Origin of the sequence: Paludibaculum fermentans (assembly GCF_051172195.1) — a bacterium.
GTDB lineage: Bacteria > Acidobacteriota > Terriglobia > Bryobacterales > Bryobacteraceae > Paludibaculum > Paludibaculum fermentans_A.
This window is the reverse complement of sequence record NZ_JBPJAQ010000002.1, coordinates 1,080,950-1,106,027: the sequence shown is the minus strand read 5'-3', so window position 1 is coordinate 1,106,027 and position 25,078 is coordinate 1,080,950. Positions and strand designations below refer to the sequence as shown.

At 63.9% G+C, this 25,078-nt stretch carries 24 protein-coding genes and 1 pseudogene; 14 read left to right on the top strand and 11 right to left on the bottom strand.

Going from position 1 to position 25,078, the window contains the following annotated elements:
* The first annotated feature begins 183 nt into the window (after positions 1-183).
* Together ACR9Y2_RS31150 and ACR9Y2_RS31145 are read left to right on the top strand one after the other, a co-directional pair.
* Positions 184-1,158: an FkbM family methyltransferase gene (locus ACR9Y2_RS31150; RefSeq protein WP_435045783.1), complete on the top strand. Its 975-nt coding sequence runs from the start codon at positions 184-186 to the stop codon at positions 1,156-1,158.
* 135 nt (positions 1,159-1,293) lie between these two features.
* The gene (locus ACR9Y2_RS31145; RefSeq protein WP_435045782.1) at positions 1,294-1,590 is read left to right on the top strand and encodes a hypothetical protein; all 297 of its coding nucleotides are present in this window, start codon (positions 1,294-1,296) and stop codon (positions 1,588-1,590) included.
* Positions 1,591-1,609: 19 nt separating this feature from the next.
* On the opposite strand, the gene ACR9Y2_RS31140 is transcribed toward ACR9Y2_RS31145, so the two are convergent.
* Positions 1,610-2,635: a peptidoglycan-binding domain-containing protein gene (locus tag ACR9Y2_RS31140; protein ID WP_435045781.1), complete on the bottom strand. Its 1,026-nt coding sequence runs from the start codon at positions 2,633-2,635 to the stop codon at positions 1,610-1,612.
* 75 nt (positions 2,636-2,710) lie between these two features.
* Positions 2,711-3,172: a hypothetical protein gene (locus tag ACR9Y2_RS31135; RefSeq protein ID WP_435045780.1), complete on the bottom strand. Its 462-nt coding sequence runs from the start codon at positions 3,170-3,172 to the stop codon at positions 2,711-2,713.
* A 150-nt stretch (positions 3,173-3,322) separates the two neighbouring features.
* On the opposite strand from ACR9Y2_RS31135, the gene ACR9Y2_RS31130 reads away from it, so the two are divergent.
* Both ACR9Y2_RS31130 and ACR9Y2_RS31125 read left to right on the top strand, forming a co-directional pair.
* Entirely contained in the window at positions 3,323-4,630 is a 1,308-nt protein-coding gene (locus ACR9Y2_RS31130; protein ID WP_435045779.1) for a Gfo/Idh/MocA family protein, read from the top strand.
* Between the two features lie 4 nt (positions 4,631-4,634).
* Positions 4,635-6,062, top strand: a complete 1,428-nt coding sequence (locus ACR9Y2_RS31125) for a glycoside hydrolase family 140 protein (RefSeq protein WP_435045778.1) — start codon at positions 4,635-4,637, stop codon at positions 6,060-6,062.
* Between the two features lie 8 nt (positions 6,063-6,070).
* Here ACR9Y2_RS31125 and ACR9Y2_RS31120 read toward each other — a convergent pair whose 3' ends face one another.
* Positions 6,071-7,237, bottom strand: coding sequence for an EF-hand domain-containing protein (locus ACR9Y2_RS31120; RefSeq protein ID WP_435045777.1), 1,167 nt, complete (start codon positions 7,235-7,237; stop codon positions 6,071-6,073).
* Positions 7,237-7,590, bottom strand: a complete 354-nt coding sequence (locus ACR9Y2_RS31115; RefSeq protein ID WP_435045776.1) for a PadR family transcriptional regulator — start codon at positions 7,588-7,590, stop codon at positions 7,237-7,239. The genes ACR9Y2_RS31120 and ACR9Y2_RS31115 overlap by 1 nt, the downstream gene beginning before the upstream one ends.
* Before the next feature lie 244 nt (positions 7,591-7,834).
* Here ACR9Y2_RS31115 and hisI point away from each other — a divergent pair, with 244 nt between their 5' ends.
* From hisI to ACR9Y2_RS31065, 10 genes are read left to right on the top strand one after another with little or no spacing between them, the layout of a single operon-like run.
* Complete coding sequence (hisI, locus tag ACR9Y2_RS31110; RefSeq protein WP_435045775.1) at positions 7,835-8,203, top strand: phosphoribosyl-AMP cyclohydrolase; 369 nt, start codon at positions 7,835-7,837, stop codon at positions 8,201-8,203.
* Positions 8,204-8,225: 22 nt separating this feature from the next.
* Positions 8,226-9,095, top strand: a complete 870-nt coding sequence (gene hisG, locus ACR9Y2_RS31105; protein WP_435045774.1) for an ATP phosphoribosyltransferase — start codon at positions 8,226-8,228, stop codon at positions 9,093-9,095.
* A gap of 9 nt (positions 9,096-9,104) precedes the next feature.
* Positions 9,105-10,346 carry a histidinol dehydrogenase gene (hisD, locus tag ACR9Y2_RS31100; RefSeq protein ID WP_435045773.1) on the top strand — a complete coding sequence of 414 codons (1,242 nt, stop codon included), beginning with the start codon at positions 9,105-9,107 and terminating at the stop codon, positions 10,344-10,346.
* Entirely contained in the window at positions 10,339-11,388 is a 1,050-nt protein-coding gene (gene hisC, locus ACR9Y2_RS31095; RefSeq protein ID WP_435045772.1) for a histidinol-phosphate transaminase, read from the top strand. Before hisD ends, hisC begins: the two co-directional genes overlap by 8 nt.
* Positions 11,385-12,062, top strand: coding sequence for an HAD-IA family hydrolase (locus ACR9Y2_RS31090; protein ID WP_435045771.1), 678 nt, complete (start codon positions 11,385-11,387; stop codon positions 12,060-12,062). The genes hisC and ACR9Y2_RS31090 overlap by 4 nt, the downstream gene beginning before the upstream one ends.
* Complete coding sequence (gene hisB / locus ACR9Y2_RS31085; protein ID WP_435045770.1) at positions 12,059-12,649, top strand: imidazoleglycerol-phosphate dehydratase HisB; 591 nt, start codon at positions 12,059-12,061, stop codon at positions 12,647-12,649. The genes ACR9Y2_RS31090 and hisB overlap by 4 nt, the downstream gene beginning before the upstream one ends.
* On the top strand, positions 12,646-13,239 hold the full coding sequence (gene hisH, locus ACR9Y2_RS31080; RefSeq protein WP_435045769.1) for an imidazole glycerol phosphate synthase subunit HisH: 594 nt from the start codon (positions 12,646-12,648) through the stop codon (positions 13,237-13,239). Before hisB ends, hisH begins: the two co-directional genes overlap by 4 nt.
* Before the next feature lie 2 nt (positions 13,240-13,241).
* Positions 13,242-14,006: an imidazole glycerol phosphate synthase subunit HisF gene (gene hisF, locus ACR9Y2_RS31075; protein WP_435045768.1), complete on the top strand. Its 765-nt coding sequence runs from the start codon at positions 13,242-13,244 to the stop codon at positions 14,004-14,006.
* Positions 14,003-14,704 carry a HisA/HisF-related TIM barrel protein gene (locus ACR9Y2_RS31070; RefSeq protein WP_435045767.1) on the top strand — a complete coding sequence of 234 codons (702 nt, stop codon included), beginning with the start codon at positions 14,003-14,005 and terminating at the stop codon, positions 14,702-14,704. The genes hisF and ACR9Y2_RS31070 overlap by 4 nt, the downstream gene beginning before the upstream one ends.
* On the top strand, positions 14,701-15,246 hold the full coding sequence (locus ACR9Y2_RS31065) for an exonuclease domain-containing protein (protein WP_435045766.1): 546 nt from the start codon (positions 14,701-14,703) through the stop codon (positions 15,244-15,246). The genes ACR9Y2_RS31070 and ACR9Y2_RS31065 overlap by 4 nt, the downstream gene beginning before the upstream one ends.
* Positions 15,247-15,684: 438 nt before the next feature.
* Here ACR9Y2_RS31065 and ACR9Y2_RS31060 read toward each other — a convergent pair.
* The 7 genes and pseudogenes from ACR9Y2_RS31060 to ACR9Y2_RS31030 all read right to left on the bottom strand — a co-directional run.
* A pseudogene (locus tag ACR9Y2_RS31060) lies at positions 15,685-18,252 on the bottom strand (lamin tail domain-containing protein); the annotation flags it as partial.
* A 96-nt stretch (positions 18,253-18,348) separates the two neighbouring features.
* Entirely contained in the window at positions 18,349-19,224 is an 876-nt protein-coding gene (locus tag ACR9Y2_RS31055; protein ID WP_435045765.1) for a sugar phosphate isomerase/epimerase family protein, read from the bottom strand.
* A gap of 18 nt (positions 19,225-19,242) precedes the next feature.
* On the bottom strand, positions 19,243-19,875 hold the full coding sequence (locus tag ACR9Y2_RS31050) for an HAD family hydrolase (RefSeq protein WP_435045764.1): 633 nt from the start codon (positions 19,873-19,875) through the stop codon (positions 19,243-19,245).
* Entirely contained in the window at positions 19,872-21,770 is a 1,899-nt protein-coding gene (ftsH, locus tag ACR9Y2_RS31045; protein WP_435045763.1) for an ATP-dependent zinc metalloprotease FtsH, read from the bottom strand. Before ftsH ends, ACR9Y2_RS31050 begins: the two co-directional genes overlap by 4 nt.
* Positions 21,771-21,885: 115 nt before the next feature.
* Entirely contained in the window at positions 21,886-23,298 is a 1,413-nt protein-coding gene (gene tilS, locus ACR9Y2_RS31040; RefSeq protein WP_435045762.1) for a tRNA lysidine(34) synthetase TilS, read from the bottom strand.
* Between the two features lie 10 nt (positions 23,299-23,308).
* The gene (locus tag ACR9Y2_RS31035) at positions 23,309-24,223 is read right to left on the bottom strand and encodes an MBL fold metallo-hydrolase (RefSeq protein ID WP_435045761.1); all 915 of its coding nucleotides are present in this window, start codon (positions 24,221-24,223) and stop codon (positions 23,309-23,311) included.
* A 73-nt stretch (positions 24,224-24,296) separates the two neighbouring features.
* Entirely contained in the window at positions 24,297-25,067 is a 771-nt protein-coding gene (locus ACR9Y2_RS31030; protein WP_435045760.1) for an SRPBCC family protein, read from the bottom strand.
* Between the last annotated feature and the right edge of the window lie 11 nt (positions 25,068-25,078).

The following is a 25,078-nucleotide window of genomic DNA, read 5'->3' as shown; positions in this document are numbered from 1 at the left end:
AGGTTAGCATCGGAGGGCGAGCTGGGGGAGCAGAGGGAAAACCACAAATTCAGGCAGGTCGAGGGCGTTTAATGATGACCGGATTGTGCGGATTTATGCAGGGAAGCTGGCCGGGGGCTCGTTTTAATGCATGAATGCGTCTACGAGCATCAAGTAAGCTGGACCGTTGGCCGATAGAGTACTATGTCCACTGGCAAATCCCCCTCGTCTGCTCAGCGGGCCCGGCGCAATTCCTGGCGCGGGCTGATCATCGCCGGGGCGGCCGGCATCGCCCTGGTGCCGCTCACCATCTGGGTCCTCCCCTACGCCGTGCTGGCTTCTGATCTGGCTCGGGGCATTCCTTCAAAATGCGACCCCGCTTCCACATTGAAGTACCGTCAGAGCATGGATCTGATGGCGACGGAAATCAGCGAGTCCATGGCGCATGCGCGGCTGGTCGACCGGGATCCGACGTTCGACATCGTAAAGATACAGACAGCGGGCCGGGCGTTCTGGATTCCCCGTAAGGGCTCAGACCAGCAAGGACTTACGTCGGTAGCAAATCTGCAGGCGGAGCACCGCTGGATGGAGAAAGCGAATCCGGACCTACAGGTGACGCCGGGCGAAACGGTGCTGGATTGCGGCGCGCATGTGGGCGTCTTCACCGACACGGCCTTGCGGCGTGGGGCCGCGACAGTGGTGGCATTCGAGATCGATCCTGACAACCTGGAGTGCCTGCGGCGCAACTTTGCCCCGGAGATCGCCCAGAAGCGGGTAATCCTCGTCTCGAAGGGCGTCTGGAGCAGCGAGACGTCCATGGACTTCACGATCTCGAGGCAGGATTCGGCGATGAACTCGCTGGTATTGAGCGTCGCCGGGGCCAAGACCATCAAGGTGCCGTTGACGCGGATCGATACGGAATTGAAGGAGTTAGGCATCTCTAAGGTCGACTTCATCAAGATGGACATCGAGGGCGCCGAACGCGAGGCGCTGGCCGGCGCGGCGGGTACGCTCAGGCAGTACAAGCCGATTCTGGCGCTGGATGCGTACCACCGGTTGGACGATCGGGAAGTGCTGCCCAAGGTGATCCTGGCGGCCAATTCCGGCTACGTCCAAACGTGCGGGCCGTGCGAGCGTTATTGGGACTCGTATAAGCCACATGTCTTTTATTTCCACTAGATAGCGCTGGACCACCGGATGGTCCAAACGTTGCAGGCACATCCAATTTGGGACTATCTGTTCAGTACTTCCTACTCCGGTTGCTCCATTCCGGATGAGACGGTGAACAGCCTACCCTGAATGAGGGGAACTGCAATGTCTGAGAAACGTGATAAACAGCGCCGCTCATCCACCGGCAAAGTTCGTGTCGCCTGGATGGAAACGTCCGGAGCCTACTACCAGGAGAAGCCGAACCTTCTGGACTGTTCTGCTTCGGGCATGTGCGTGATGTTGACGCGGCGGATTGCGCCGCAGACCCGAGTTGGTGTACATACCGAGGATCACGGCCACATTGCCAGTGCCGTGGTGCGGCACGTTACACAACTGGGGATGCGGTTCCGGACCGGCCTGGAATTCCCGTCGGAACTCACGGGCAGCCGCACAAAGCTGTAGGCGGCCCAACCGCCGTCGCTCAGGCTTTCAGCAAGGCAGCCCAAGTCTTGGGCCCGACAATGCCGTCCTGCGTGAGGCCGCGGACGCGTTGAAAGTTCATGACGGCCTCTTCGGTCTTAGGTCCGAATTTGCCATCGGCGACGAGGTGCGCCCCGGCAGCGTTCAGATGCTGCTGGAGTTGAACGACGTCGGTGCCAGCCGCGCCATAATCCAGCACACTCATGACGGAACGGCCCGAGCCGTGGCCGGAACCACTGCCGGACCGGCCGGGAATCGCCGTGGATTGCGGTGGGATGGCGTCGCCCACCAGATGACGTCCGATCTCCAGGGCGACGTGGACGTGATCCGTATGCCCGCCGATGCGCTTGGGATCCACCGGACGCCCGTCCTGGATCCAGATATCCAACGGGGCAAAGAAGAGTTCGAAGATGGGACCGCGCGGGCGGCGGGCGATGGGCAGAAGCGCCTGGGCAACCTTGGGTGCGTCGGAATCGCCGACACCGTAGTCGCGGGCAAGCCCGCGGTAGTGATAGGAGCCGGGCTCGTGCTTGCCGCCGTTGGTCTGCTCCTGCGTGGGCGGTCCAATGCGGATGGCCCTGCGGCGCAGGAACTCGTCGATCTCCTGCCAGGGCTGGCTGAAGGTCTTGGGGGCACGGCGCGCCGTCTTTTGCGTGACTTTGTGCGCGGCGGCGGGTGTGGCCTGGTTCTTCGGCATGTGGTGGCCCGGAACCAGCGCGGCATGGCAGTGATCCATGTGTCCGCCAATGCTGCTGCCGGGTACGCGGTTGCCGTTGACGTACCAGATGTTGAGCGGACCGAAGAACAGCTCAGCCAGCGGCGAACGGCGCATGCGGGCGATGGGATGCAGGCAGCGCGCAACGGCGGCGGCATCGCTGTCGTAGAGGCCGTAGTCTCGAGCTGTGCCGGCGTAATGGTATGAGTTGGCGGCGTGACCGCCACCCGTGGTTTGCCCCGTCGTGGGCGGACCGATGCGCACACCATGCGCGCGCAGGTAGTCGTCGATCTCCTTCCAGGCTCCAGACATGTTCCCCCCCTTTGTTCCCCAGGCGGCGCACAGGCCGCGCAATGCCCCAAATAGTTCCTGCCGTTCCGAGACGGACTAGTCGCCTTGCAGGAAGCTGACGAAACGCCAACTTCCGTCGGGCTGTTGTTCAAATGCGGCTCGCCATTGGCGGTACCCCTCTTTGGCCGCTTCCGGCGGAGCGAGTTTGACCTTCCCCTTCAAGCCCCACTGCGGAGGCGGTGTGAAGTCAACGGCTTCCTTCCCCGCAATCTCCTGCAACGCATCCCAGCCTTTGATCTCAGCACGCCCCCAAAACTGAAAAGCGTTATCGGGGGTGGGTGTTCCATCACCGAAGGTGTATTCAAATTTCTCAGACATCAACGGCCGCAGCCGGACGGGATCGCGGGCATTCACGGCTTTGCGGAATTCGGCCTGGAACGACTCCCACGAGGCGGGGGCCGCTGCCTTCTGCTCCACCGGTGCAACGGGCGCCTGTGGCGCCGTGGAGCAGGCGGACAGGAAAACGGCCAGGAGCAAACCGCAACTTGAGGGCTTCATGATGACGGAGAATAACACGACTCCGGGCGGAGCCCAAAAGTATTGCGTAACGGTGTGGAGCCGCGGCCGGGGGTGTGTTGCCGTGGATACACGCGTTGCACTAGGCTGGGCTAGAGCACGCCGAAGCGCGGCAATTCCAAGGAGATAACGATGCCAGACGAAACAGCGAACGCGGGTGCAACCCGGCGGGACTTCGTGGCCACGGCGGCGGGTGTGGGCCTGGGCTTGACGGCCCTGCAGTACAAGGCGATGGCGGCACCGGGCGAGAGCGACAAGATCCGCGTGGGCTTCATCGGCTTGGGCGGCCAGGGCACCGGGCGTCTGAATGAGTTCCTGAAGCACCAGGATGTGGAGGCGGTGGCAGTCTGCGATCTCGACAAAAAGCACGTGGAGCGTGCCGCCGGCATCGTGGAAAAAGCGCGCGGGACCAAGCCGGAAATCTTCCACGACTACCGCAAGCTGCTGGAGCGCAAAGATATCGATGCCGTGATGGTGGGCACCCCGGATCACTGGCATGCGCTGCCCACTGTGCAGGCGTGCCAGGCGGGTAAGGACGTCTTCGTGGAGAAGCCGCTGTGCTACTCGATCGGCGAAGGCCGGGCCATGGCGAACGCGGCGCAGAAGCACTCGCGCGTGACGCAGATGGGCAATCACATCCACAACGACGTGTCGAATTACCGGCGGGTGGTGGAGATGGTGCAATCCGGCAAGCTGGGGAAGATCAATCGCGTGTACTGTGCGCTGGCGAGCGGCGAGATGTCGCTGGGCCGGCCCGCCGACACGGCTCCGCCGCCTGAGTTGGATTACGATTTCTGGCAGGGACCGGCGCCGAAGCGGCCGTATAATCCCAACCGTTCGCACTTTACTTACCGCTATTTCTGGGATTATTCCAGCGGCTATTTCATCGATTTCTGGTGCCACTACGCGGATGTGGCGTATTGGGCGCTGGATCTGAAGGCTCCGAAAAACGTCTCGGCGGCAGGCGGCCGCTGGCTGGCCGACGACAATGCGGAGACGCCGGATACGCTGGAAGTGCTGTATGAGTACCCGGACCTGGTGCTGTCGTGGACTTTGCACCCCAAGGGCCGGCCGGGCTACGAGCACATGGGCAGTTGCGTGATCTTCGAAGGCACGGAAGCGACGCTGGTCACGAATTACAACCGGAATGAGATCTGGGCAAAAGGGAAATTGGCACCGGATTTCCCGCGGCCCGAGCCGAGTATTCCGAATTCGCCCGGGCACATCCGGGAGTTCCTGGATGCCGTCAAGTCGCGCAAGCCGACGACCTGCAACATCGACTACGGCTTCCGCCTGACCAAGGGCGGACTGCTGGGTGTGATCGCCTTCCGCACCGGCGAGCGCATCTATTGGGACGATCAGAAGGAGAAGATCATCGGCAAATCGAAGGGCCATGATCTGGTCTCGCGGAAGTACCGTAAGCCCTGGAAGTTGAGCTAGGACGATGCGAGCCGCGGTATGGGCTCAGTTGGGGCTGCTGTGTTTAGCGGTCGGCTTGTCCGGACAGACCTCTACGCCGTTCTCGCACGGGCCGCTGATGGTCTCGCAGAATCACCGGTTTCTGCAGCATAAGGATGGAACTCCGTTCTTCTGGCTGGGCGACACGGGCTGGCTGCTGTTTCAGCAGTTGACGCGGGAAGAGGCCGACCAGTACCTGGAAGACCGGCGCACCAAGGGCTTCACGGTGATCCAGGTGATGCTGCTGCACACGGCGGCGGATCACAACGCCTACGGTGCTCCGGCACTGATCGACAAGGATCCGGCCAAGCCGGCTGAGAAGCCGGGACACGCGCAGGCCGGATACGACTACTGGGATCACGTGGACTGGGTGCTGGCGGCGGCGGCGCGCAGGGGCCTGTATGTCGCGATGGTGCCCGCCTGGGGCACGCTGGTGAAGAAAGGCCAGCTGAACGGCCAGAATGTCGCGGCCTACGCGGGCTGGCTGGCGGCCCGTTATAAGGATCGTCCCAACGTCATCTGGATGACAGGCGGAGACATTCAGGGCGATGTCCAGATAGAGGTCTGGCGCAAAATGGGCCAGACGTTGCGGCACGGCGATACGCACCACCTGATCACCTACCATCCCTTCGGGCGGACGCGGTCGGCCACCTGGTTCCACAACGAACCCTGGCTGGACTTCAACATGTTCCAGTCGGGGCACCGGAGCTACGAGCAGGACACGGAGGGTCCGGATCCCAAGGGCGAGGACAACTGGCGCTATGTCGCTGAGGACTACGCGCTGACGCCGGTAAAGCCCACCATCGACGGCGAACCCTCCTACGAACAGATTCCGCGCGGCCTGCACGACAAGACCCAGCCGTTCTGGAACGAGAACGACGTCCGGCGGTATGCCTACTGGTCGGTGTTCGCGGGCGCGTTCGGGCACACCTACGGCGACAACTCCGTCATGCAGATGTACAAGCCTGCTGACAAGGATCCGTCGTTCACGCCGAAGAAGCCGTGGTACGAAGCGATCCACGACCCCGGCGCCGCGCAGATGCAATACCTGGCCAAGCTCGTGAGGTCGAGGCCTTTTTTCGAGCGGATCCCAGACCAGAGTATCGTCGCCGGCGAGCCAGGCACGCGGTATGAACGTGTCGCCGTGACGCGCGGCAAGGAGTACCTGTTCGCGTACACCTACACCGGCCGCCCCTTCGAGCTAAACCTCGGAGTGCTGCCCGGAGAGAAGCTGATGGGCTGGTGGTACAGCCCGCGGGACGGCAAGTCGAAGTCGATCGGGCTCCTCAAGAACGAAGGAGTGAAGAAGTTCACACCGCCCGGCACGCCGGCCGAGGGCAACGATTGGGTGCTGGTGCTGGATTCCGTCCGGCAGGGCTTCCCTGCCCCGGGGACAGTACTCGCCGGAGACTGAGCGCCGGCTCAGCGCATCTTCGTGCTAACGACGGGAACCAGCGGCCACTCGTCCGCGGTGATGAGCCCGTCGTGGTTCTTGTCGAGTTTCCGCAGGACGGCGGGCGCATGGCGCATCTCCTCCCTGGACAGCTCGCCGTCGTGGTTGGTATCCAACGCTTCCAGCAGCGGATGCAGGCGCACCACGGCTCCACTGGCATCGGACGGCTCGGCGGGCTGGACGAGATCCAGAGCATAGGAACGATCGCCGGTCTGCCGCAGGATCCCGTATTCGGCGGCGGTCCGGGTGGGATACAACGAACGCTCAGCCCGCGACTGCAGATCCTGCGAACGGCTGGGAGCACGGGCCGGCGCCTCGGTTTGCTGCCCGCCAGGCGGGGCGGATGAGGGCGGCGCGGAAACACGCTGGAAATAGTCCTCGGCCGTCAGGCGTCCGTCCCCATTGCTGTCCAGGCGGCTGAGGGCGGAGCCGGCGTTCGCCATCTCCTCGGTCGAAACAACGCCATCGCGATTGGTATCGAAGGTTCGCGACGAGAGGGTCAGGTAGACAATGGATCGGCCCGGTTGCGCCGCGGAAGGCGTGGGCGGCGGAGCGGGCGTCCACGAGGCGGCAGTGGAGGCAGGCGGCGCCGGCGGCCGCGGGCTGGAGAACGCGCGGTCGTAGAAGCGCAGAATGCGAACCCAGACGGAATCGGTGCCCACCTCGCTGTGCGTCGATGAACCGCGGCCACTGGCGCCACCTCCGAAGGCGATGGCCGATTGACCGCCTTCCACTCCAAAGCCGGCGCTCCCCGCCACTGCGCGGTTGGAGCCCGAAAACGTCGTATTCCACGGCCGCCGTCCCTGCCCGTGTCCCAAGGCGAAGCCCACGACCACGAAGGCGGCCAGGGCGACCAGTCCACCGTGGAACAGCGCGCTCTTGGGCGGCATCGAGTGATCGGCGCAATAGAAGACCGGCACGCCGTCGGTAGGGGCCAGCGGAGCGGCCTGCGGCCCGGCTTCGTTCTCCCGCAGCAGCCATTGGCGGCCCAACGAGAGCAGGGCGTCGCTGAAGAGCGGCCAGGGGCGGCCCGCCCGCGCGGCCTCGTCAAAGATGCAAAGCATCTCATCGCCGTAGCGCTGCCGGAACCCGGCTGGATGAAGACGCAAAAGTTGGATATAGAGAGACCGCAGCATCACGCCCTCCCGAATTTCGTACGCGCCAGGCGGAGTTTGGCCGCGTGGACGATGGCTTCCATTCGTTCGACCTCGGCGCTGAGCACTCCGCGGCCCAGCGCACCCAGGCGGTAGTAGCGGCGGCGCGGATCGTCGTCGCCCTCACGCGCTCCGGCTTCTTCCACCAGACCCTGCGTGGTGAGCCGCTGCAGGTTGTCGTACAGCGTCCCGGGGCCCAGCTTATACTGGCCGCCGGACTGCCGCGCCACCTCCTGCATGATGGCGTAGCCGTGCAACTCGCCCGCGCTCAGCGCCAGCAGGATGTGCAGCGACGCCGGCAGCAGCGGCAGGAACTTCGTTGGATCCGGTTTCATGGCTCGGCTCCCGTTATATCGGAAGCCGAGTGAGTTGGCAAGGGTTTTAATGCGGCGGCCGGAAAGAATGGGCTATACTGATGTTTCATGCAGTCAGCTCGGAACATCGCCCGGCATCATCACCATCATCATGGGGTGGGCGGGCGTTCTTTGTCCTGAGCGAGGCAGCGCAGGGAAAGATTCAGAGCCCGCCCGGTCCGGCCAGGACCAGGCGGGCTTTTCGTTTGCTGGAGTAATCGACACTATGGATCTCGACTTCAATAAGACAGGCGGCATGATTCCCGCCGTTGTCCAGGATGTGACCACGGGCCGTGTACTGATGGTCGGCTTCATGAACGAGGAAGCGTTCCAGAAGACCGTGGCCACGGGCCTGACAACCTTCTATAGCCGTAGCCGCAACAAGCTCTGGACCAAGGGCGAATCGTCAGGCCACACCCTGGTGGTGAAGTCGATCCAGACCGATTGCGACAAGGATTGCGTGCTGGTGCAGGTGGAGGCGCAGGGTCCCGGCGTCTGTCACGAAGGCTACCAGTCGTGCTTCTTCCGGACCCTGGATGAGGGCGAGTGGAAGATCACCGAAGCACAGACCTACGACCCGAAATCCGTTTATTAACGCCAGGAAAGCGCAGATACTCATGAAACTCAAACTCGGCATCCCCAAGGGCTCACTGGAACAGGCCACTGTCGATCTGTTCCGCCGCGCCGGCTTCAACATCACCACGTCGTCCCGCTCCTACTTCCCTTCCATCGACGATCCGGAAGTGGAGTGCATGTTGATCCGCGCGCAGGAGATGGCCCGCTACGTCGAAGACGGCGTGCTGGACGCGGGCCTCACGGGGCGCGACTGGGTGATTGAGAACGACTCCGAAGTGGAAACCGTGGCCGACCTTATCTATGCCAAGCAGAGCTTCGGCAAGGTGCGCTGGGTGCTGGCCGTGCCGGAAGCCTCGCCTGTCAAAACGGTGAAGGACCTGGAAGGCAAGATCATCGCCACTGAACTCGTGGGCGCGACGAAACGCTACCTCGCCGCCAACGGTGTAACGGCGAAGGTGGAGTTCAGCTGGGGCGCAACGGAAGTCAAGCCGCCGGAGCTGGCCGACGCCATTGTGGAGGTGACGGAGACCGGCAGTTCGCTGCGGGCCAACAAACTGCGCATTGTCGAGACGGTGATGGAGTCGAACACGCAGTTGGTGGCCAACAAGGCGGCCTGGGCGGACGACTGGAAGCGGCAAAAGCTGGAAGACATGCGGATGCTGCTGCAGGGCGCCATCAACGCCCTGGGCAAAGTCGGGCTGATGCTGAACGTCAACAAGGAGAATCTGGAAGCCGTGCTGGGCGTGCTACCGGCCCTCAAGAATCCGACGATCAGCCCGCTCAGCGATGGGCAGTGGTTCGCCGTGAATACGATTCTCGATGAGTCGACCGTGCGCACCATCATCCCACGGCTGAAGCAGGCGGGCGCGGAAGGCATCGTCGAATACCCGTTGAACAAGATCATTCTGTAGGAGCCGCGCATGCTACGAATCGTCGAATCCAGGCAGGCCGGGCGGTTGCTGAAGCGGCGCGCGGCGCGGATGACGGAAGCCGAAGAGGCCGTGAGGCCGATTCTGGAAGCGGTGCGGACCCGCGGCGATGCTGCGTTGATGGAGTACGCACAGAAGTTTGACAAGCTGACGCGCAAGAGCGTGGCCGTGCCGGGCGCGGAACTGCAGGCCGCGGCATCACGATTGTCGCCCGCGTTCCGCAAGGCCGTGGCGGTCAGCGCGAAGAACGTCAAGGCTTACGCCAAACTGCAGTTGCCGCAGGTGAAGAAGGCCCAGCCGGCGCCGGGCTTGAAGCTCAGCCAGATCGTACGGCCGCTGGATTCCGTGGCGGCCTACATTCCGGCGGGCCGTTATCCCCTGCCCTCCACTGTGATCATGACCGTCGTACCCGCGCTGGTAGCGGGCGTCGAAAACATCATGGTGTGCTCGCCGCGGCCGGTGGACGAGATCTTCGGCACGGCCTCGATCCTGGGCGCAACCCGCGTCTTCGAGATGGGCGGAGCGCACGCCATCGCGGCCTTCGCCTACGGCACGAAGACCGTCCCGCGCGCCGATCGCATCGTGGGTCCCGGCAACATCTACGTCGCTGCGGCCAAGAAGATGCTCGCCGGCGAAGTCGGCATCGATTTCGTCGCCGGACCGACAGAGATCCTGATCATCGCGGAAGAGGCGAACCCGACGTGGCTGGCGGCCGACATGCTCGCGCAGGCGGAGCACGATACCGACGCCTCGGCGATCCTGCTGACCACCTCACGATCCCTGGCCGAGGCCGTGGTGGCCGAGGTCGAGAAACAGCTCCAGACGCTGCCCACAGCAGCCACGGCGCGCGTGGCCATTGATAAGAACTCGGCCGTAATCCTGGTGGCTGACACGTCGGAAGCAGTGGAGTTATCCAATCGCTTTGCGCCGGAACATCTCTCGATCCACGACGCGAAGCTGCTGCCCGGCATCCGCCATGCGGGCAGCGTGTTTGTCGGCGCCAACAGCCCGGAAGCCGCGGGCGACTACGCCTCGGGTCCGAACCATGTCCTGCCGACCTCCGGCGCGGCCCGGCTGCGCGGCGGGTTGAGCGCGGCCGACTACGTCAAAGTGATCTCCGTCCAGGAGCTGTCGGGCAAGGCCCTGCGGGCGCTGACTCCGGCCATCACGACCCTGGCGCGGGCTGAGGGTCTGGAAGCGCACGCCCGCTCAGTGGAGGTACGCAATGCCTAAGCCGAGACCAGCAGTGGTCGAGATGGCCCCTTACTCGCCTCCGGCTTCCGGGCGCGATGGGAAGCTGAGGTTGGACTTCAACGAGAACACCGTCGGGTGCTCGCCCAAGGTGCTGGACCTGCTGCGTGCGAAGCTCAGCGAAGAACAGTTGACGGTGTACCCGGAATACGAAGCGGCGCGGCTTGCCCTCTCGGATTACTTCCAGGTGCCGCAGTCGGAGTTCCTCATCACCAACGGCACGGACGAAGCCATCCAGGTGCTGATCAACACCTACGTCGACAACGACGACGACGTCATCGTGCTGCACCCGACGTACGCCATGTACCGCTTCTATGCCGAGGTGGCCGGCGCCAAGGTTCGCGAAATCGGTTACCGCCCGGGCGACCTGTCCTTCCCCATCGATGAGCTGATTGCGGCGATCCGGCCGGACACGAAAGCCATCCTGATCTCGAACCCGAACAACCCAACAGGAACGGCCATCGGCATCGGTGACATCGTGCGCATCCTGGCGGCGGCGCCCAATGCGGCGGTACTGATCGACGAAGCCTACTACGAGTTCTACGGCGTGACAGCGTTGCGGATGACAGACGAGTATCCGAACCTGTTTGTCAGCCGCACGTTCTCCAAGGCCTTCGGCATGGCGGCGCTGCGCGTAGGCTGCCTGTTCTCCCAGAAGGAGAACGTGCAGTACATGCACAAGGCGCAGTCGCCATACAGCGTAAACCTGCTGGCGGCCATCGCGGTCCGGGCGGCCGTGGAGGATCGTGCGTACGTCTCGAACTACGCCGCACAGGCCGTGGAAGCGCGGGAAGCGCTCTACCGCGGCTTCGAGCAGCGCGGCATCCCTTACTATCCCAGCCAGGCCAACTTCGTGCTCTTCCAGGCCGGCGCACAGGCCGTGCCGGTGCGCGACGCGCTGCGGGCGCGCGGCATCCTGGTACGCGATCGCAGCTACGAACTGGCCGGAACGGTGCGCGTCACGGCTGGCACGACGGCGCAGGTGGCGCGGTTCTTCCAGGCCCTGGACGAGGTGTGGCAGTGAAGGACTCGCTCATAGTCTTCGATATGGATGGCGTGCTGGCCGAGGTCGGCGAGTCGTACCGCGAGACGATCGTGCAGACCGTGTCGCACTTCACCGGTAAGCAGGTAGCGCGCGAGCGGATCCAGGACTACAAGAACCAGGGCGGCTGGAACAACGACTGGTCGCTCTCCCTGCGCCTGTGCCAGGACCTCGGGGTGGATGTTCCATATGAAGAGGTGATTGAGCGATTCAATCTGATCTTCCTGGGCGACGACTTCAACGGGCTGATCCTGAAAGAACAGTGGGTGCCGCGCAACGGCCTGCTGGAGCGGCTCAGCGAACGCTACGCCCTGGCGATCTTCACGGGCCGCCCGCTGGAAGATGCCGCCCACACGCTGCGGCGGTTCGCCTCCGGCATCGTGTTCTCACCCATGATCACCATGGAGAGCGTGACCGAGCACAAGCCTGCGCCGCAGGGACTGCACCTGATCCGAGCGGAACGTCCCGACGTAGAAATGTTTTATGTAGGCGATACGGTGGACGACGCCCGCAGTGCAAGAGCCGCCGGCGTTCCGTTCATCGGCATCGCCGCGCCCGCCAATCCACGTCATGCGGAACTCGTGCAGGTGCTGGAATCAGAGGCCGCCATCGCCGTGCTGGATGACATCAATCAGTTGGAAGGAGTTCTGCCATGAAGCGCACAGCCGTCATTGAACGCATCACGAAAGAGACACAGATTCGCGCCAGCCTCACCATCGAGGGCAAGGGCCGCTATGAGATCTCCACCGGAGTGCGCTTTCTCGACCACATGCTCGAGCTCTTCTCCAAGCACGGCGGCTTCGACATCGCGCTGATCGCCCGCGGCGACCTCGACGTCGACCAGCACCACACTGTGGAAGACGCCGGCATCGTACTCGGGCAGCTCTTCGCCAAGGCCCTGGGCGATCGCAAGGGCATCAACCGCGCAGGCTACTTCGTCCTGCCGATGGACGAGACGCTGGCCGTGGCCGCCGTGGACCTGGGCGGGCGTCCCTACCTTGTCTACGAAGATCGCGTGAAGACCCGCCTGGTGGGTGACCTGCAATCGGAACTGCTGGAGGACTTCTTCCACGGCTTCACCACCCATGCCGGCGCCAACCTGCACGCCAAGATCATGCACGGACGTTCAAACCATCACAAGGTGGAAGCGATCTTCAAATGCTTCGCGCGAGCCATGAAGTTCGCCTGCTCGAAGGACGCGCGGCTCAAGGACGAACTGCCCTCCACGAAAGGACTGCTGTGATCACGGTCGTCAATTACGGTGCGGGCAATTTGCGGTCGGTGGAGAACACGCTCGGCGAGATCGGGGCGACCTATCACCTGACGCAGAGCGCGGCCGAGATCGAATCGGCGGAGAAGGTGATTCTGCCGGGTGTCGGCCATCTGGGGCAGATGATGCGGGCCCTGGATGAACTGGGCCTGCGGGACGCGCTGGTGCGAAAGGCAAAGTCGGGCGCACCGTTCCTGGGCATCTGCCTGGGCCTGCAGGCAATGTTCGAGGGCGGTGAGGAGGCTCCGGAACAGAAAGGCCTCGGCTTGTTTCCGGGCCAGGTGGGCCGGTTTCCCATGGACGCCCGCGTGCCGCACATGGGCTGGAACGAGATCGTGCCGCTGGGTTCGCCGCGCCTGCTGCGCAACATCGGCCCCAAGCCGTACGTCTACTTCGCGCATAGCTACTACTGCCCGCTGAGCGAGGCCACCGCCGCCACCTGCCACTACACCCGCGACTACACGGCGGTGCTGGAAAGCGGCAATGTCTTCGGCGTGCAGTTCCATCCGGAGAAGTCCGGACCGCTGGGGCTGAAGATCGTCAGGAATTTCGTGGAGCTCTGAACATGCTGGCCAAACGCATTATTCCGTGCCTGGACGTGACCGGCGGCCGCGTCGTCAAGGGCGTCAATTTCGTGGGGCTGCGCGACGCCGGCGATCCGGTGGAGCTGGCCGATCGCTATAACGAGCAGGGTGCCGACGAACTCGTCTTCCTCGACATCACGGCCTCTTCGGATGGCCGCGACACGATGGTCGACGTCGTCGCTCGCACGGCGCGCAAAGTCTTCATCCCGCTCACAGTAGGCGGCGGCATCCGCGAGGTGGAAGACGCCCGGCTCATCATCCACTCAGGCGCGGACAAAGTCAGCGTCAATACAGCAGCCGTGCGGCGGCCTGGGCTCATCACTGAGGTCAGTAACGAGTTCGGCGCACAGGCCTGCGTCCTGGCCATCGACGCCAAGCGCAACAGCAAGGGCGGCTGGAACGTGTACACCAAAGGCGGCCGAGTGGACGAAGGCATCGACGCCGTGGAATGGGCGGCGCGCGGCGAAGCTCTCGGCGCCGGCGAGATCCTGCTGACGTCGATGGACACAGACGGCGTGCAGGACGGCTTCGATTGCGCCTTGACCCGCGCAGTGTCACGGGCCACACACATCCCGGTCATCGCCTCCGGCGGTGCCGGTACGCCGGAGCACTTCATTCGCGTGCTGACCGACGGCGAGGCCGATGCCGCGCTGGCCGCGTCCATTTTTCACTACGGCACATACACCGTGGATCAATTGAAAGCCGAGCTCGAGAAGGCCGGCATTCCTGTGAGGAGAACCGCTTGATTATTCCGTGTATCGACCTGCAGGACGGCAAGGTCGTTCAATTGGTACAGGGTCGCGAAAAGGCGCTGGAAGGCGCCGCGCCGCTGGAGATGCTGGAGCGCTTCCGCGACTTCCCCGAGATCCAGGTGATCGACCTGGACGCCGCCATGGGCCGCGGTGAGAATAACGCGATCGTCGAGATGCTGGCCGGCAAGGCGCGCTGCCGCGTGGGCGGCGGGGTCAGGACTCCGCAGCGGGCACGCACGCTGGTGGACTGCGGCGCGGACACGGTCATCGTCGGAACGTCAGCGTTCACACAGACCGGCGTGAATCACGAACTGCTCTCGGCCATTGCCCAGGAGGTCACGCCGCAGCGCGTGATGATCGCCATCGACACCAAGGGCGGCCGCATCACCGTGAAGGGTTGGACGGCCAGCCTCGACCTCACGGCCGAGCAGGTGATCGAGCAATTGGAACCTTACTGCGGCGCCTACCTCGCCACCTATGTCGATAAGGAAGGCATGCTGCAGGGCACCGACATCGAGTGGTTCCGCGGCCTGCGTGCCGTCACGCAAAAGAACATCACGGCGGCGGGCGGCATCACCACGCTCGACGACATCCGGCAGTTGACCGCGCTGGGCATCGACTGCGCCCTGGGCATGGCTATTTACACCGGACGCCTGGATCTGAAAGAATTGGCGGCGTTGAACGCCCAATGAAATTGAAGGCCTGCATTGCCGATGTCGAGACAACAGGTCTCAGCAACACCACCGACGAAGTAGTCGAACTGGGACTCGTCCTGTTTGAATTCGATCACCTGAGCGGAGAAGTCCACGGGGTGATCGACGAGTACACCGGCCTGCGCGATCCGGGCCGCCCCATCCCGGCCGGAGCCACCGAGGCGCACGGTCTCACCTGGGACGACGTGCGCGGCAAAGCCCTGGACGACGTGCTTGTGCGCGGCATCTTCGCGCGCAGCACAATGATGATCGCCCACAACGCACGGTTTGATCGCGGCTTCATTGAACGGCTCTATCCCGAGGCGCGCCGCCTGCCCTGGATCTGCTCGATGGACGGCGTGGCTTGGCGCAATAAGGGGTTCCGCTCCAGAGGCCTGCAGGAACTGCTTCGTCATCACAACATCGTGGCCGAGGCGGCGCACCGTGCCCTGGATGACGCTCGCAACACGCTGCTGCTGCTGTCGCAGAAGCAGGGTGACGGGCGAACCTATCTGTCCGATCTGCTCGCCCGCGTGAAGTAGACTACACTCGAAACCCCGCGGCTGCTACCACGATCCGGTCACCACCTTGGGTGTGTAGCTGATCGCATAGGGGCCCACGTTGCCGAACCGCACGCGAACACTCACCGCCGCTCCGGCGGCCAGCGCATCGCGCGCCACCACCAGGTAAGGGCTGCCGGCAATCTGGCCGTCCGCATTCAGCAGCGTCACGCCCGGCGGCAGGTTCGTGAACTGCAGGTAGACCGGACCGGCAATCGCCGCACTGGAAATGTTCAGGACGCGTACGGCGCCCGTGGCGGCACGGTCCACTGTGCCGAAGTTCAGCCGCGTGGCGGCGAGACGGCATTGGGCCGTGACATCGACGGTGTCGGGCAACCGCAGGTAGGCCACTGCCCCATCGTGGTCGGAAAGGCGTTCTGGCCGGTTCGCATCGTTCCGATAGCTCTCCGGGAAATCGGCATCGACGTGCGCGATCGCGAAGCGCGTCAGGCGCTGCATCAGGTGGCCGTTGGCCAGCATGTGGTCGAGCGATTGGGCATTGCCGTCGAAGCTGTAGCTGTAGCGGCCCTCGGCCGGCAGTGTGTCTTCCAGCTCGATCAGATCGGGGTTGAGGAGATCGGGGCTGGCCAGCACCACTTGCGAGACCGGTGAGGGCGTCCCCTTGATCGTGCCGATGACATCGACATAGCCGTCGCTGGCGCTGAAGGCGTTGAAGTCGCCCAGCAGCAGAATCAGCTCACTGGGATTCGCCTGCTGCCGCGACTGCACGAGCCCCGCCAGGTATTCGGCCTGCGCCCGGCGCTTGGCGCGGATGCGGCCGCCGTCGGCCGGATCGTCCACTCCGGTCAGCGAGCGCAGGTGATTGGCGATGATCGTCACGGGCAGCGCCGTCGAGGAACCGGTCTTGGTCACGCGAACCCGCAGCACCAGCGGCGGACGGTCGTTCAGCAACGCGGGCGTGCTGCTGCCCGGATCCGCATAGGTGGTGTCCTTGCCGTACTGGACCACGTCCACCACGGAGACCTTGGCGGACTTCACCAGGAAGCCGACATCGATCCCGCCCACATCGTTCCCTTCCACCAGGTGCGCCTGATACCCGGGATTCGGCTGGCCTTGCGCCACCGCATCCGCGTTCAGCTTGGCCGCCACGCTTTGCAGTGTGGAGAGGTTCTCCATCTCGGCCACGCCCAGGACATCCGGCGACTTCAGCACATTGCGCACCAGCAGCGACAGCTTGTTGAGACGGTTATTGAAGGCGGCCTGCGTCAGCGCGACATCGCTCACAGACGGGTCGTTTACCGTATCGAAGAAGCGTTCCACGTTGAGGCCGCCCACCGTGAACTCATCGGCGGCGGGATCGGGCAGTGCAACGGCTGCGGCCACACCGGAAACCGTGGGGCTCACGCCGGCTTCGGGCAGCAGTGTATAAGTCCGCAGCCCATAGTCCAGCACGCCCACCAGGCCGGTGATGGTGGTCCCGGAGGTTACCTCCAGCAGGGCGGCGCCCGGCTGTGCTCCGCTATCGATCCGGATGCGCTCGGGGTTGCCGTCGAAGCGCGGTACGCAGCACGGCGATCCGGCTGGAAGGGCGTCGGGCACCTGGACGCCGGCCTCGCGGAAGGGCCGTTTCACACCGGCCAGCACGCCATAGAAGACGCCGTTGGAAGTGGAAGTCGCAGTCGCTTCGTTGACGCTGCCCTGGGTCGGGGACACAACGGTGAGCGAGTCGATGCGTACGCGCATGCCCTCGTACTTCTCGAGGTTGTCGAGGCTGTTCACCAGCGTGTCGGCGGTCGTGATCGTCACAGCAGGCGGCACGGAACCCGCGCCCATCAGCGTCACCTTCGGCGAGCCCGCGAGCTCGGTCATCGACGGGCTGGCAGGATCGCTGGAGGGAATGTACTCCTGCACCTGTCCGCTCACGCACACGTCGTTGCCGAGGGCCGCAGCGCTGGGCGGAGCGCTGGAGGTGAAGACGAAAACGCCATCGGAGGTCGCCGGATCGTTGTCGCCGGGCGCCGGCGACTGGACGAAGAACCCATTGGAACGCAGGCCGGTGACGGTGCCGCGTGTCGTGACGGTGCGTCCGGCCACGGGCGAGGTGGCCGTGCTGCCCTGGATCTGCCAGATCTGGTGGGTCAGGTTACACGTGGGCACCGATGAGTCGATGAACAGCGTGAACGTGCGTTCGGCCAAGTTCGTAGAGTCGGCCGTGTCGGTGGCACGCACGTTTACGGTGAGCGTGGTGATCGCCGTGGGCGTGCCGGAGATCAATCCGCTGGGCGACAAGGCCAGGCCGGCCGAGGGCAGGCCGCTGAGCGCGCTCCAGGTGTAGGCGCCGGATCCGCCCGCCGCGCTGAGCTGTTGGCTGTACGCCGTGCCCATCGTAGCAGCGGGCAACTGCGCCTCCGTCAGGATCCTGACCGGCGTGCTGACCCCGCACAGTTGCGTGGGCGAAGCCGCATTGCGCGGCGCTGGAGCCCCCGCGCTGAAGTCGGCGGCATTGTTGTTGGTATCGACACAACCCGCACCCGCCCGGAACAGGGCGGTGGTGTTGCTGGCCGCCGGAGCGGGTCCCGCGCCCTCGAAGTAGTTCGCCGTGCCAAACCCGACGAGATCGAGAATCCGCGCCGCCGATGCCGCACTGCACGGCGTGCTGCCGCCATTGCAGTCGAGCGCGGTGGTGCCCGAAACCAGCGCGACCTTGCCGCCGGTCGCGGAGAGGTTGATCGTGCCCGTCAGATCCGGCGCCGGCAAATCGGCCCCCGTGGTGCCCGCGATCATCTTCACCAGGAAATACTGGCCCGCGCTGAGGTTGCCGGAGAGTAGCGTGATCTGGCTGCTGCTGGCTCCGAAGTTCCCGGTGCCTGTCGCGCTGGTGTATTGCAGCGACAAACCATCCAGGGGCACGGCGGACGACCCGGGATTGAACAGCTCCACGTAGTCGCTGTTGAGCGGGGCGCCGCTGTTCCCGCCGCCGCCGTACACCTGGCTGATGACGACCTGGGCGTGGGCGGAAACGGTCATGAACGCGAGGAGGAGGACAGAGGATACAACTTTGAACGGTGACATATGGATGAGTCGGACCAACGTAGCGGCCGCGGAGAGAGTGATCAGATGCGGCTAGACGCCGTAGTCGAGCAGCGCCTTGCGGCCCAGCTTGATGCCTTCGAGTTCGTCCAGCTTGCTGCCTTCGAACTCGATACCGATGTAGCCGGAGTACTTCGAAGCTTCCACGATCTTCAACATCTTCGGGATGTCGTAGAGCTCCTCGGTCCCGTTGGCCCCGTCGAAGTGGCACTTGAAGCTGGCGCCCTTGGCATAGGTCATCAGCTTGGTGACGGCGTCATAGCGGTCGATCTCTTTGGGGAAGTTGCCGAAGTCGGGCAGGGTGCCGAAGTTGGGCAGCGACACCTTCTTCATCAGGGACAGCACGACGTCGGGATTGGAGGAGATGCCGCCGTGGTTCTCGATGATGATATTGATGCCGGCGGGCTTGGCATAGCCGCAGAGGGCCGTGAAGCTCTCGGCGCAGTAGCCGAGGAAGGCTTCGATTTCGGCCGGCGTCGTGGGCTGTTTCTCCGGGTACATGTTGGTGCGGATGGAGTGGCACCCGACCTCGGCTGCGGCATCCACCCACTTGTGGTGGTTCTTCACAGCCTTCATGCGCTGGGCCTTGTCGGAGTGGCCCATCATGCCTTCGTCATCCACCATGATCAGCACCGGCTTGGTGCCCGTGTCCGCCATGCGGCGCTTCAGCCTGGCGATGTAGCCGGCGGTGGGCGAACCCCAGAGGGTGTTGACGAACTCCAGGCCTTCGCAGTTGTTTTCCTTGGCGATGCGAGGGAAGTCGAGGTTGGTGAGCTTGCCCTGCTGGATGGCCTTGTGGATGGACCATTCGGCCAGGGAGACCTTGAAGCGGCCAGGGGCGGGGGCGGCTAAACCGGCCAGCGGAGCGGCCAGAAGGGAGGAGAGGAGATGACGGCGGGAGAGGGTCATAATCGTTCGCAAGAACGATTATGACACCAACTCTTTTGGATGAGAGACCCAGTAGTCCGGGGTGTGCGAACGCATGGCGGCCTGGTCGCCATAGCCCCAGGTGACGCCGCAGGTCCTGACCCCGGCGCGCCGGCCGGCTTCCATATCAGGCGAGGCGTCCCCGATGAGCAGGCACTCTTCCGGCTCGACCCCGAAGAGCTCCAGCGACTTGAAGATGACGTTCGGCTCGGGTTTGGACGGGAAGCCGTCGGTACCCTGTACGTGGTTGAAGTGCGAGACCAGGCCGAACTGGGTGAGGATGGCGCGGGCCGTATCGCTGCTCTTGGTGGTGGCCGTCGCCTTGAGGCCGCCCAGCGAGGAGAGCATCTCCGGCACGCCGTCGTAGATGCGGGTCGTGCGATGCTTCCGTTCCAGGTAGATCTTGCGGTAGCGGGCCAGCAGGGCTTCGTTCTGCTCGCGGGTGTTGGCGGGCAGGACTTGCTCAAAGAGATCGAAGAGGTGGAAGCCGACGAAGCTGCGAAGGTAGGCTTCGTCGAGATCCGTAACGCCTTCGGCACCCAGTGCCTCGCGCACCGCGCCGCAAATATCGGACGCGGAGTCGAGCAGGGTGCCGTCGACGTCAAACAGGTATACGCGGAATGGAGGAATCACGCCGTTTGCGGTCCATCAATCAGCGGCGGATTCGCGCGCCGGACTTCGGGCCGCAGGACTTCCTGGTGGCCTTCATCCTGCGACTCGCCCGCGACGGCCGTCTTACCCGGCTTGCCGGCGAGAATCGCCTTTACTTCTTCGCCATCGATGGACTCACGCTCTAGCAGCGCGATCACGATCTGCTCCAGCGCCCAGTTGTACTCTTCAATGATCGCGTGGGCGCGCTTGTCGGCGTCCTCGACCATCTCCTGGACGGCTTCGTCGATCTTGATCGCCGTGGCTTCGCTGAAGTCGCGGTGCTGGGCGATTTCACGGCCCAGGAAGATCTGCTCGTCCTTCTTGCCGAAGCTGATCGGACCCAGGCGGCTCATGCCGTAGTCGCAGACCATCGCGCGGGCCAGTTCCGTGGCCTGTTCGATGTCGTTGCGGGCTCCGGTGGAGAGCTGATGCGTGTAGCGCCATTCACCCAGGCGGCCAGCCATGCAGACCGTCAGCCGGGATTCCATCTGAGCCTTGCTGCGGTTCAGAACGTCACCCGTCGGCAGTTGCATGGTGATGCCCAGCGCGCGGCCGCGCGGAACAATCGAAACCTTGTGCAGAGGGTCAGCTTCCTTGATCAGGGCAGCCACCAGGGCGTGGCCGGCCTCGTGGTAAGCGGTGACCTTCTTGTCTTCCTCGGTGAGGATCATGGAACGCCGCTCGGCGCCCATCATGACCTTGTCCTTGGCCAGTTCGAAGTCGGCCATGGTGACGACCTTGCGGTTCTGGCGGGCCGCCAGCAGCGCGGCTTCGTTCACCAGGTTGGCGAGGTCGGCGCCGGCGAAACCGGGGGTGCCACGGCCGATCACCGAGAGATCGACGTCGTCCGATAGCGGAGTCTTCTTGGTGTGGACCTTCAGGATCATTTCCCGGCCCTTCACATCGGGCAGGCTGACGACGACACGGCGGTCGAAGCGGCCCGGCCGGAGCAGGGCGGGATCCAGCACGTCGGGACGGTTGGTGGCGGCGACGAGGATGACACCCTCGTTCGACTCGAAACCATCCATCTCCACCAGCAATTGGTTGAGGGTCTGTTCGCGTTCATCGTGTCCGCCGCCGAGGCCCGCACCGCGGTGCCGGCCGACAGCGTCGATTTCGTCGATGAAGATGATGCAGGGTGCGTTCTTCTTGCCTTGCTCGAAAAGGTCGCGGACTCGGCTGGCGCCGACGCCGACGAACATTTCGACGAAGTCGGAGCCGGAGATCGAGAAGAACGGCACGTTGCCTTCACCCGCGATGGCGCGGGCCAGCAAGGTCTTGCCGGTGCCGGGGGGTCCGATGAGCAGGACGCCCTTCGGGATGCGGCCGCCTAGCTTCTGGAATTTTTGCGGTTCGCGCAGGAATTCGATAATTTCCTGCAGCTCTTCTTTCGCTTCTTCCACGCCAGCGACGTCTTTGAAGGTCACTTTCTTTTGCTGCGAGCTGTGCATGCGGGCGCGGCTCTTGCCGAAGCTCAACGCCTTATTACCGCCGCTCTGCATCTGCCGCATCATGAAGACCCAGAAGGCCAGCAGGAGGACGAAGGGGATCGCATTGATCACTACGGTGATCCAGGTGCCGGAGCTGCTTTCCTTGATCCGCACCACGACGTTCTTTTCGCGCAGCAGGTCATACAATTTGTCGTAGCTCAAGGGCACGACAGTGTGTAGAGGGGTCTTGTCATCCATCTGCCCGCGGACTTCCGTGCCTGCGATCTCCACTTCCTTCACGCGGCCAGCCTCCACCTGTTTCAGAAAATCAGTGAAGGCCAAGTCCTGTACGGTCCGGGCGGTGTTCTGCTTGACGACTGTCCATAGAAGGATGGCCACGCAGACCAACACGACCCAGAAGATTGCTGTTTTGACGTTCGAGTTCATTCCCTCTCCAACGCGCTTAGAACCGGTTCAACCGATTGTAACGCTATTACTTCAGACGCATTCCGCGGCCGTTTTGATTCACTGGCCGTCCGTAACTTCTACTTTGGAGCCCACTTTACCCGCGAAATCCCTCAACCTCGCCCACTCGCAATACACGCCGAGTGCCTGGACCTGCTGCCGCCCAGGCGGCTGCTCCAAACCTCCGAGCCCAAACGATGCGGCCCTTCGATACGATCATCGGCCAATTGGCCCGGTTCCATGAGGGCACCCGCTCCGACTGCATCAGGTGCTTCAGCTTCACCGGTCTGTCCCGCCCTACTGGTTGATACGTATCACCAGCGTGCAAGTTCCTAAGGATCAGAGGAAAAGACAGACGATCGTAATCCAACCAATCTCTGCCTACATTATATAGGCAATCCGTGCCGTCCGCCGGGGCCGGACAAACGGTTGCTTCCTCAAGCACTTCCAGCAGGATGGGACCAGCCGGCGCGCGGCCCGGGGCCGGCAACTCCACCATCCAATCCGCGGCAGCGTCCGGGACGGCCGGCGCCAGCCTCAACCATTCAAACGATCGCTGCGCGGTGACCCCGGGCAGGACGGCCTGCCCTTCGCCATCGCTCTTCAGGGCCAGGCGCAGCAACCGCTCGACATGTTCCAAAGTGAAGCGCCGGAGAGAGCCGGAAGCGCGCTCCAGCCCCAGGCGCAGCACTCGGCGGAGCAGGGCCGGATGCAGTTGGCGCAGCGCCATCGTATTGAAAATCAAAGGATTCTCTCCTACGATGGAGCGTTCGAAGGTCTCTGCCACCACCGCCCGCCAGTAATCTTCCTCGGACGCGGCGAGCGAAGCCAGCCGGGCCAGGGCCTTCCCGGACCCGGCACGGACATGCTCTTCGAGATCTGGCAGGATCCGCTGCCGCAGGACATTGCGACGGAAACGAGGGTCCAGATTCGACGAATCTTCCCTCCACCAGAGCCCTTCCGAGCCGAGCCATTGCCTGACCTCGACCCGGTCCACCTCTATTAAAGGACGGATGACGCCCTCGGCGGTCACGGGCAGAATCCCGCTCAACCCGCCTGGTCCACTGCCCCGCACCAATCGAAAGAGCACCGTTTCCGCCTGGTCGGAGAGGGTGTGTCCGGTGGCCACGCGGGCCAAGCCGGCCGAGCGGATCGCTTCGGCGAAGAACCGTTGGCGGGCGCGGCGGGCTTCCTGCTCGAGATTGCCGTGATTGGGATCCAGCCGGGCGTGCTCGATGGTGCAGGGCAGGCCCCACTCTTCGGCCAGGGAGGTGACAAAGGCGGCATCCCCGTCGGATTCCGCACCTCGCAATCCATGATCCAGATGAAGGATATGGAGCCGGATGCCGAGCTGCGGGGCCAAGGCGCGCAGGACCGCGGCCAGGCACACCGAATCGGCGCCGCCGGACACGGCGACCCCGACCAGGTCGCCCTGCCGCAGCATCCGGTATTTCCCGATGGTCCTTGCGACACGTTGCAGCAGCACCGTGCCTCCATTGTAGAGGGGCACCCGGCTCCGCTTAATTGTGCTTCGTGAAGCCGACGTTCTTCTGCCCGCTGAGGCTGTTGAAGAGGGTGTCGATCCAGCCGTCCGTAGTGATGAACGAGCCGGACCACTTCTGCCAGGCGGCCAGCGCCTTGGCCTTCTTCAGGTCATCGGCGGTTTTGCCATTCGCCATGCCCTGCCTGACGATGTCGCGGGTGCCTTTGAGCATGGCCACAAACTCGCGCACATCGGTGAGGGACGCAATGGCGCCGTGCCCGGGGATCACCTTCACATCGGCCGGGAGCATGCCGATCGCCTTATCCATGGCATCGATCATGCCGTCGATGCTGCCGCCGCTGTCGACATCAATATAGGGGAAGCCGTAGCGGACGAAGTCGTCGCCCATGTGGACGACGTTCGAGTTCGGGAAGAAGATGATGGAGTCCCCGTCGGTATGGCCGGAGGGGAAATGCAGGGCGCGGATGTCCTCGCCGTTCATGTGAACCGTCACATCGTGTTCGAACGTGACCACCGGCAGGGCGCCCTTGGGCTGGGCCGGATTGGCCGGCTTGCCGGGGGGCGTGGTGCCCTGCCCCATGAGCCGTTTGCGGACATTGTCCTGGGCAATGATGGTGGAGGTTCCGCCGAACTCCAGATTGCTGCCGGTGTGGTCGCCGTGATAGTGCGTATTGATGACGAAGCGCACGGGCTTGTCGACGATCCCCCTGAGAGCCTCGCGAATCTTGCCGGCCAGCGGAGCGAACTGATCGTCGACAATGACGATGCCGTCCTCGCCGGCCGAGACGCCGATGTTGCCTCCGGAGCCTTCCAGCATGTAGACATTGCCGGCCACCTTGGTGACCTTCATCTGGACCTTGCTGAAATCCTGCTGTTGGGCAAACAGTGGAGCGACAGCGAGGAACGCTCCCACCAGACTCGTGAATCGCATGGGAGAAATGATCGCGCGTACGGGCGAGATTCACAAGGGGCCCGACGGCACGGGCCTGGCCGGCCCCCCGTGGTTATTCGGCTGGCGAAAGCCCGGCGGTCAACTCGTCCCAGCCCTGCAGCAGCGTCTCCGCCTGGGCGGCGGCTTCGCCTTTCAGGTACCAGGTAGTTGTGAGGGCCGTGGTGTCGCCCCATTTTTCGGCGAACAACCCGACCGCCCCGCCTTGTATCGAATCCAAGCCGAGGATGAGGTAGCCCGGATCCTTCCGATAGACGATGGCGCCGGAGACGCTGGTGCCGCCCGGGAGCGTGGCCTTATAGTGACCGGCCGCGGTTTCTTCGAAGGCGATGCCGGCTTTCAGACCAGCCATCAACTCGGCCGGGGGACGCTTGATCATGGCCATTTTGTTGACGGTTTTCGCCGCAAGTGCCCGCGTGTTCTCCAGATCGTGCCGCAGCAGTTGGAGGAACGAGGACCAGCCTCCGGAAGTGGATTCGTACTCGCCGTCGAACGACGCGTCGGCGCCAAAGCCCGAGTGGACCAGCCGCAGCCGGGTCTTGCCTGCCTCGCCTTCGACGATGAATTCGACGACGCGGGGTCCCTTGGCGCCGTGGTCCTCCGTCCAGGCCAGGCGCTTGCCGGGCTCCCAGGCGGTGATGGGCGCGGTGCCCTCCATGCCCGGTCCCCAGGAGATGGTCACCTTGCCGCCCTCCCCCGGTTCCACCGTGGCGATGGGGGCGAACCAGCGAGTGATCTGGTCGCCCTCGCTGACTGCTTTCCAAACCTGTTCCGGTGTGGCCTCGATCTCCACGCTGAGATCGAGATGCCGTTTGCCTTCGCTCATGTCTTCCTCCC

Bases quoted from the DNA above. Each gene is read 5' to 3' on its own strand.
- ACR9Y2_RS31150 (WP_435045783.1), top strand. From the start codon at position 184: ATGTCCACTGGCAAATCCCCCTCGTCTGCTCAGCGGGCCCGGCGCAAT.
- ACR9Y2_RS31145 (WP_435045782.1), top strand. From the start codon at position 1,294: ATGTCTGAGAAACGTGATAAACAGCGCCGCTCATCCACCGGCAAAGTT.
- ACR9Y2_RS31140 (WP_435045781.1), bottom strand. From the start codon at position 2,635: ATGTCTGGAGCCTGGAAGGAGATCGACGACTACCTGCGCGCGCATGGT.
- ACR9Y2_RS31135 (WP_435045780.1), bottom strand. From the start codon at position 3,172: ATGAAGCCCTCAAGTTGCGGTTTGCTCCTGGCCGTTTTCCTGTCCGCC.
- ACR9Y2_RS31130 (WP_435045779.1), top strand. From the start codon at position 3,323: ATGCCAGACGAAACAGCGAACGCGGGTGCAACCCGGCGGGACTTCGTG.
- ACR9Y2_RS31125 (WP_435045778.1), top strand. From the start codon at position 4,635: ATGCGAGCCGCGGTATGGGCTCAGTTGGGGCTGCTGTGTTTAGCGGTC.
- ACR9Y2_RS31120 (WP_435045777.1), bottom strand. From the start codon at position 7,237: ATGCTGCGGTCTCTCTATATCCAACTTTTGCGTCTTCATCCAGCCGGG.
- ACR9Y2_RS31115 (WP_435045776.1), bottom strand. From the start codon at position 7,590: ATGAAACCGGATCCAACGAAGTTCCTGCCGCTGCTGCCGGCGTCGCTG.
- hisI (WP_435045775.1), top strand. From the start codon at position 7,835: ATGGATCTCGACTTCAATAAGACAGGCGGCATGATTCCCGCCGTTGTC.
- hisG (WP_435045774.1), top strand. From the start codon at position 8,226: ATGAAACTCAAACTCGGCATCCCCAAGGGCTCACTGGAACAGGCCACT.
- hisD (WP_435045773.1), top strand. From the start codon at position 9,105: ATGCTACGAATCGTCGAATCCAGGCAGGCCGGGCGGTTGCTGAAGCGG.
- hisC (WP_435045772.1), top strand. From the start codon at position 10,339: ATGCCTAAGCCGAGACCAGCAGTGGTCGAGATGGCCCCTTACTCGCCT.
- hisB (WP_435045770.1), top strand. From the start codon at position 12,059: ATGAAGCGCACAGCCGTCATTGAACGCATCACGAAAGAGACACAGATT.
- hisF (WP_435045768.1), top strand. From the start codon at position 13,242: ATGCTGGCCAAACGCATTATTCCGTGCCTGGACGTGACCGGCGGCCGC.
- ACR9Y2_RS31065 (WP_435045766.1), top strand. From the start codon at position 14,701: ATGAAATTGAAGGCCTGCATTGCCGATGTCGAGACAACAGGTCTCAGC.
- ACR9Y2_RS31055 (WP_435045765.1), bottom strand. From the start codon at position 19,224: ATGACCCTCTCCCGCCGTCATCTCCTCTCCTCCCTTCTGGCCGCTCCG.
- ftsH (WP_435045763.1), bottom strand. From the start codon at position 21,770: ATGAACTCGAACGTCAAAACAGCAATCTTCTGGGTCGTGTTGGTCTGC.
- ACR9Y2_RS31035 (WP_435045761.1), bottom strand. From the start codon at position 24,223: ATGCGATTCACGAGTCTGGTGGGAGCGTTCCTCGCTGTCGCTCCACTG.
- ACR9Y2_RS31030 (WP_435045760.1), bottom strand. From the start codon at position 25,067: ATGAGCGAAGGCAAACGGCATCTCGATCTCAGCGTGGAGATCGAGGCC.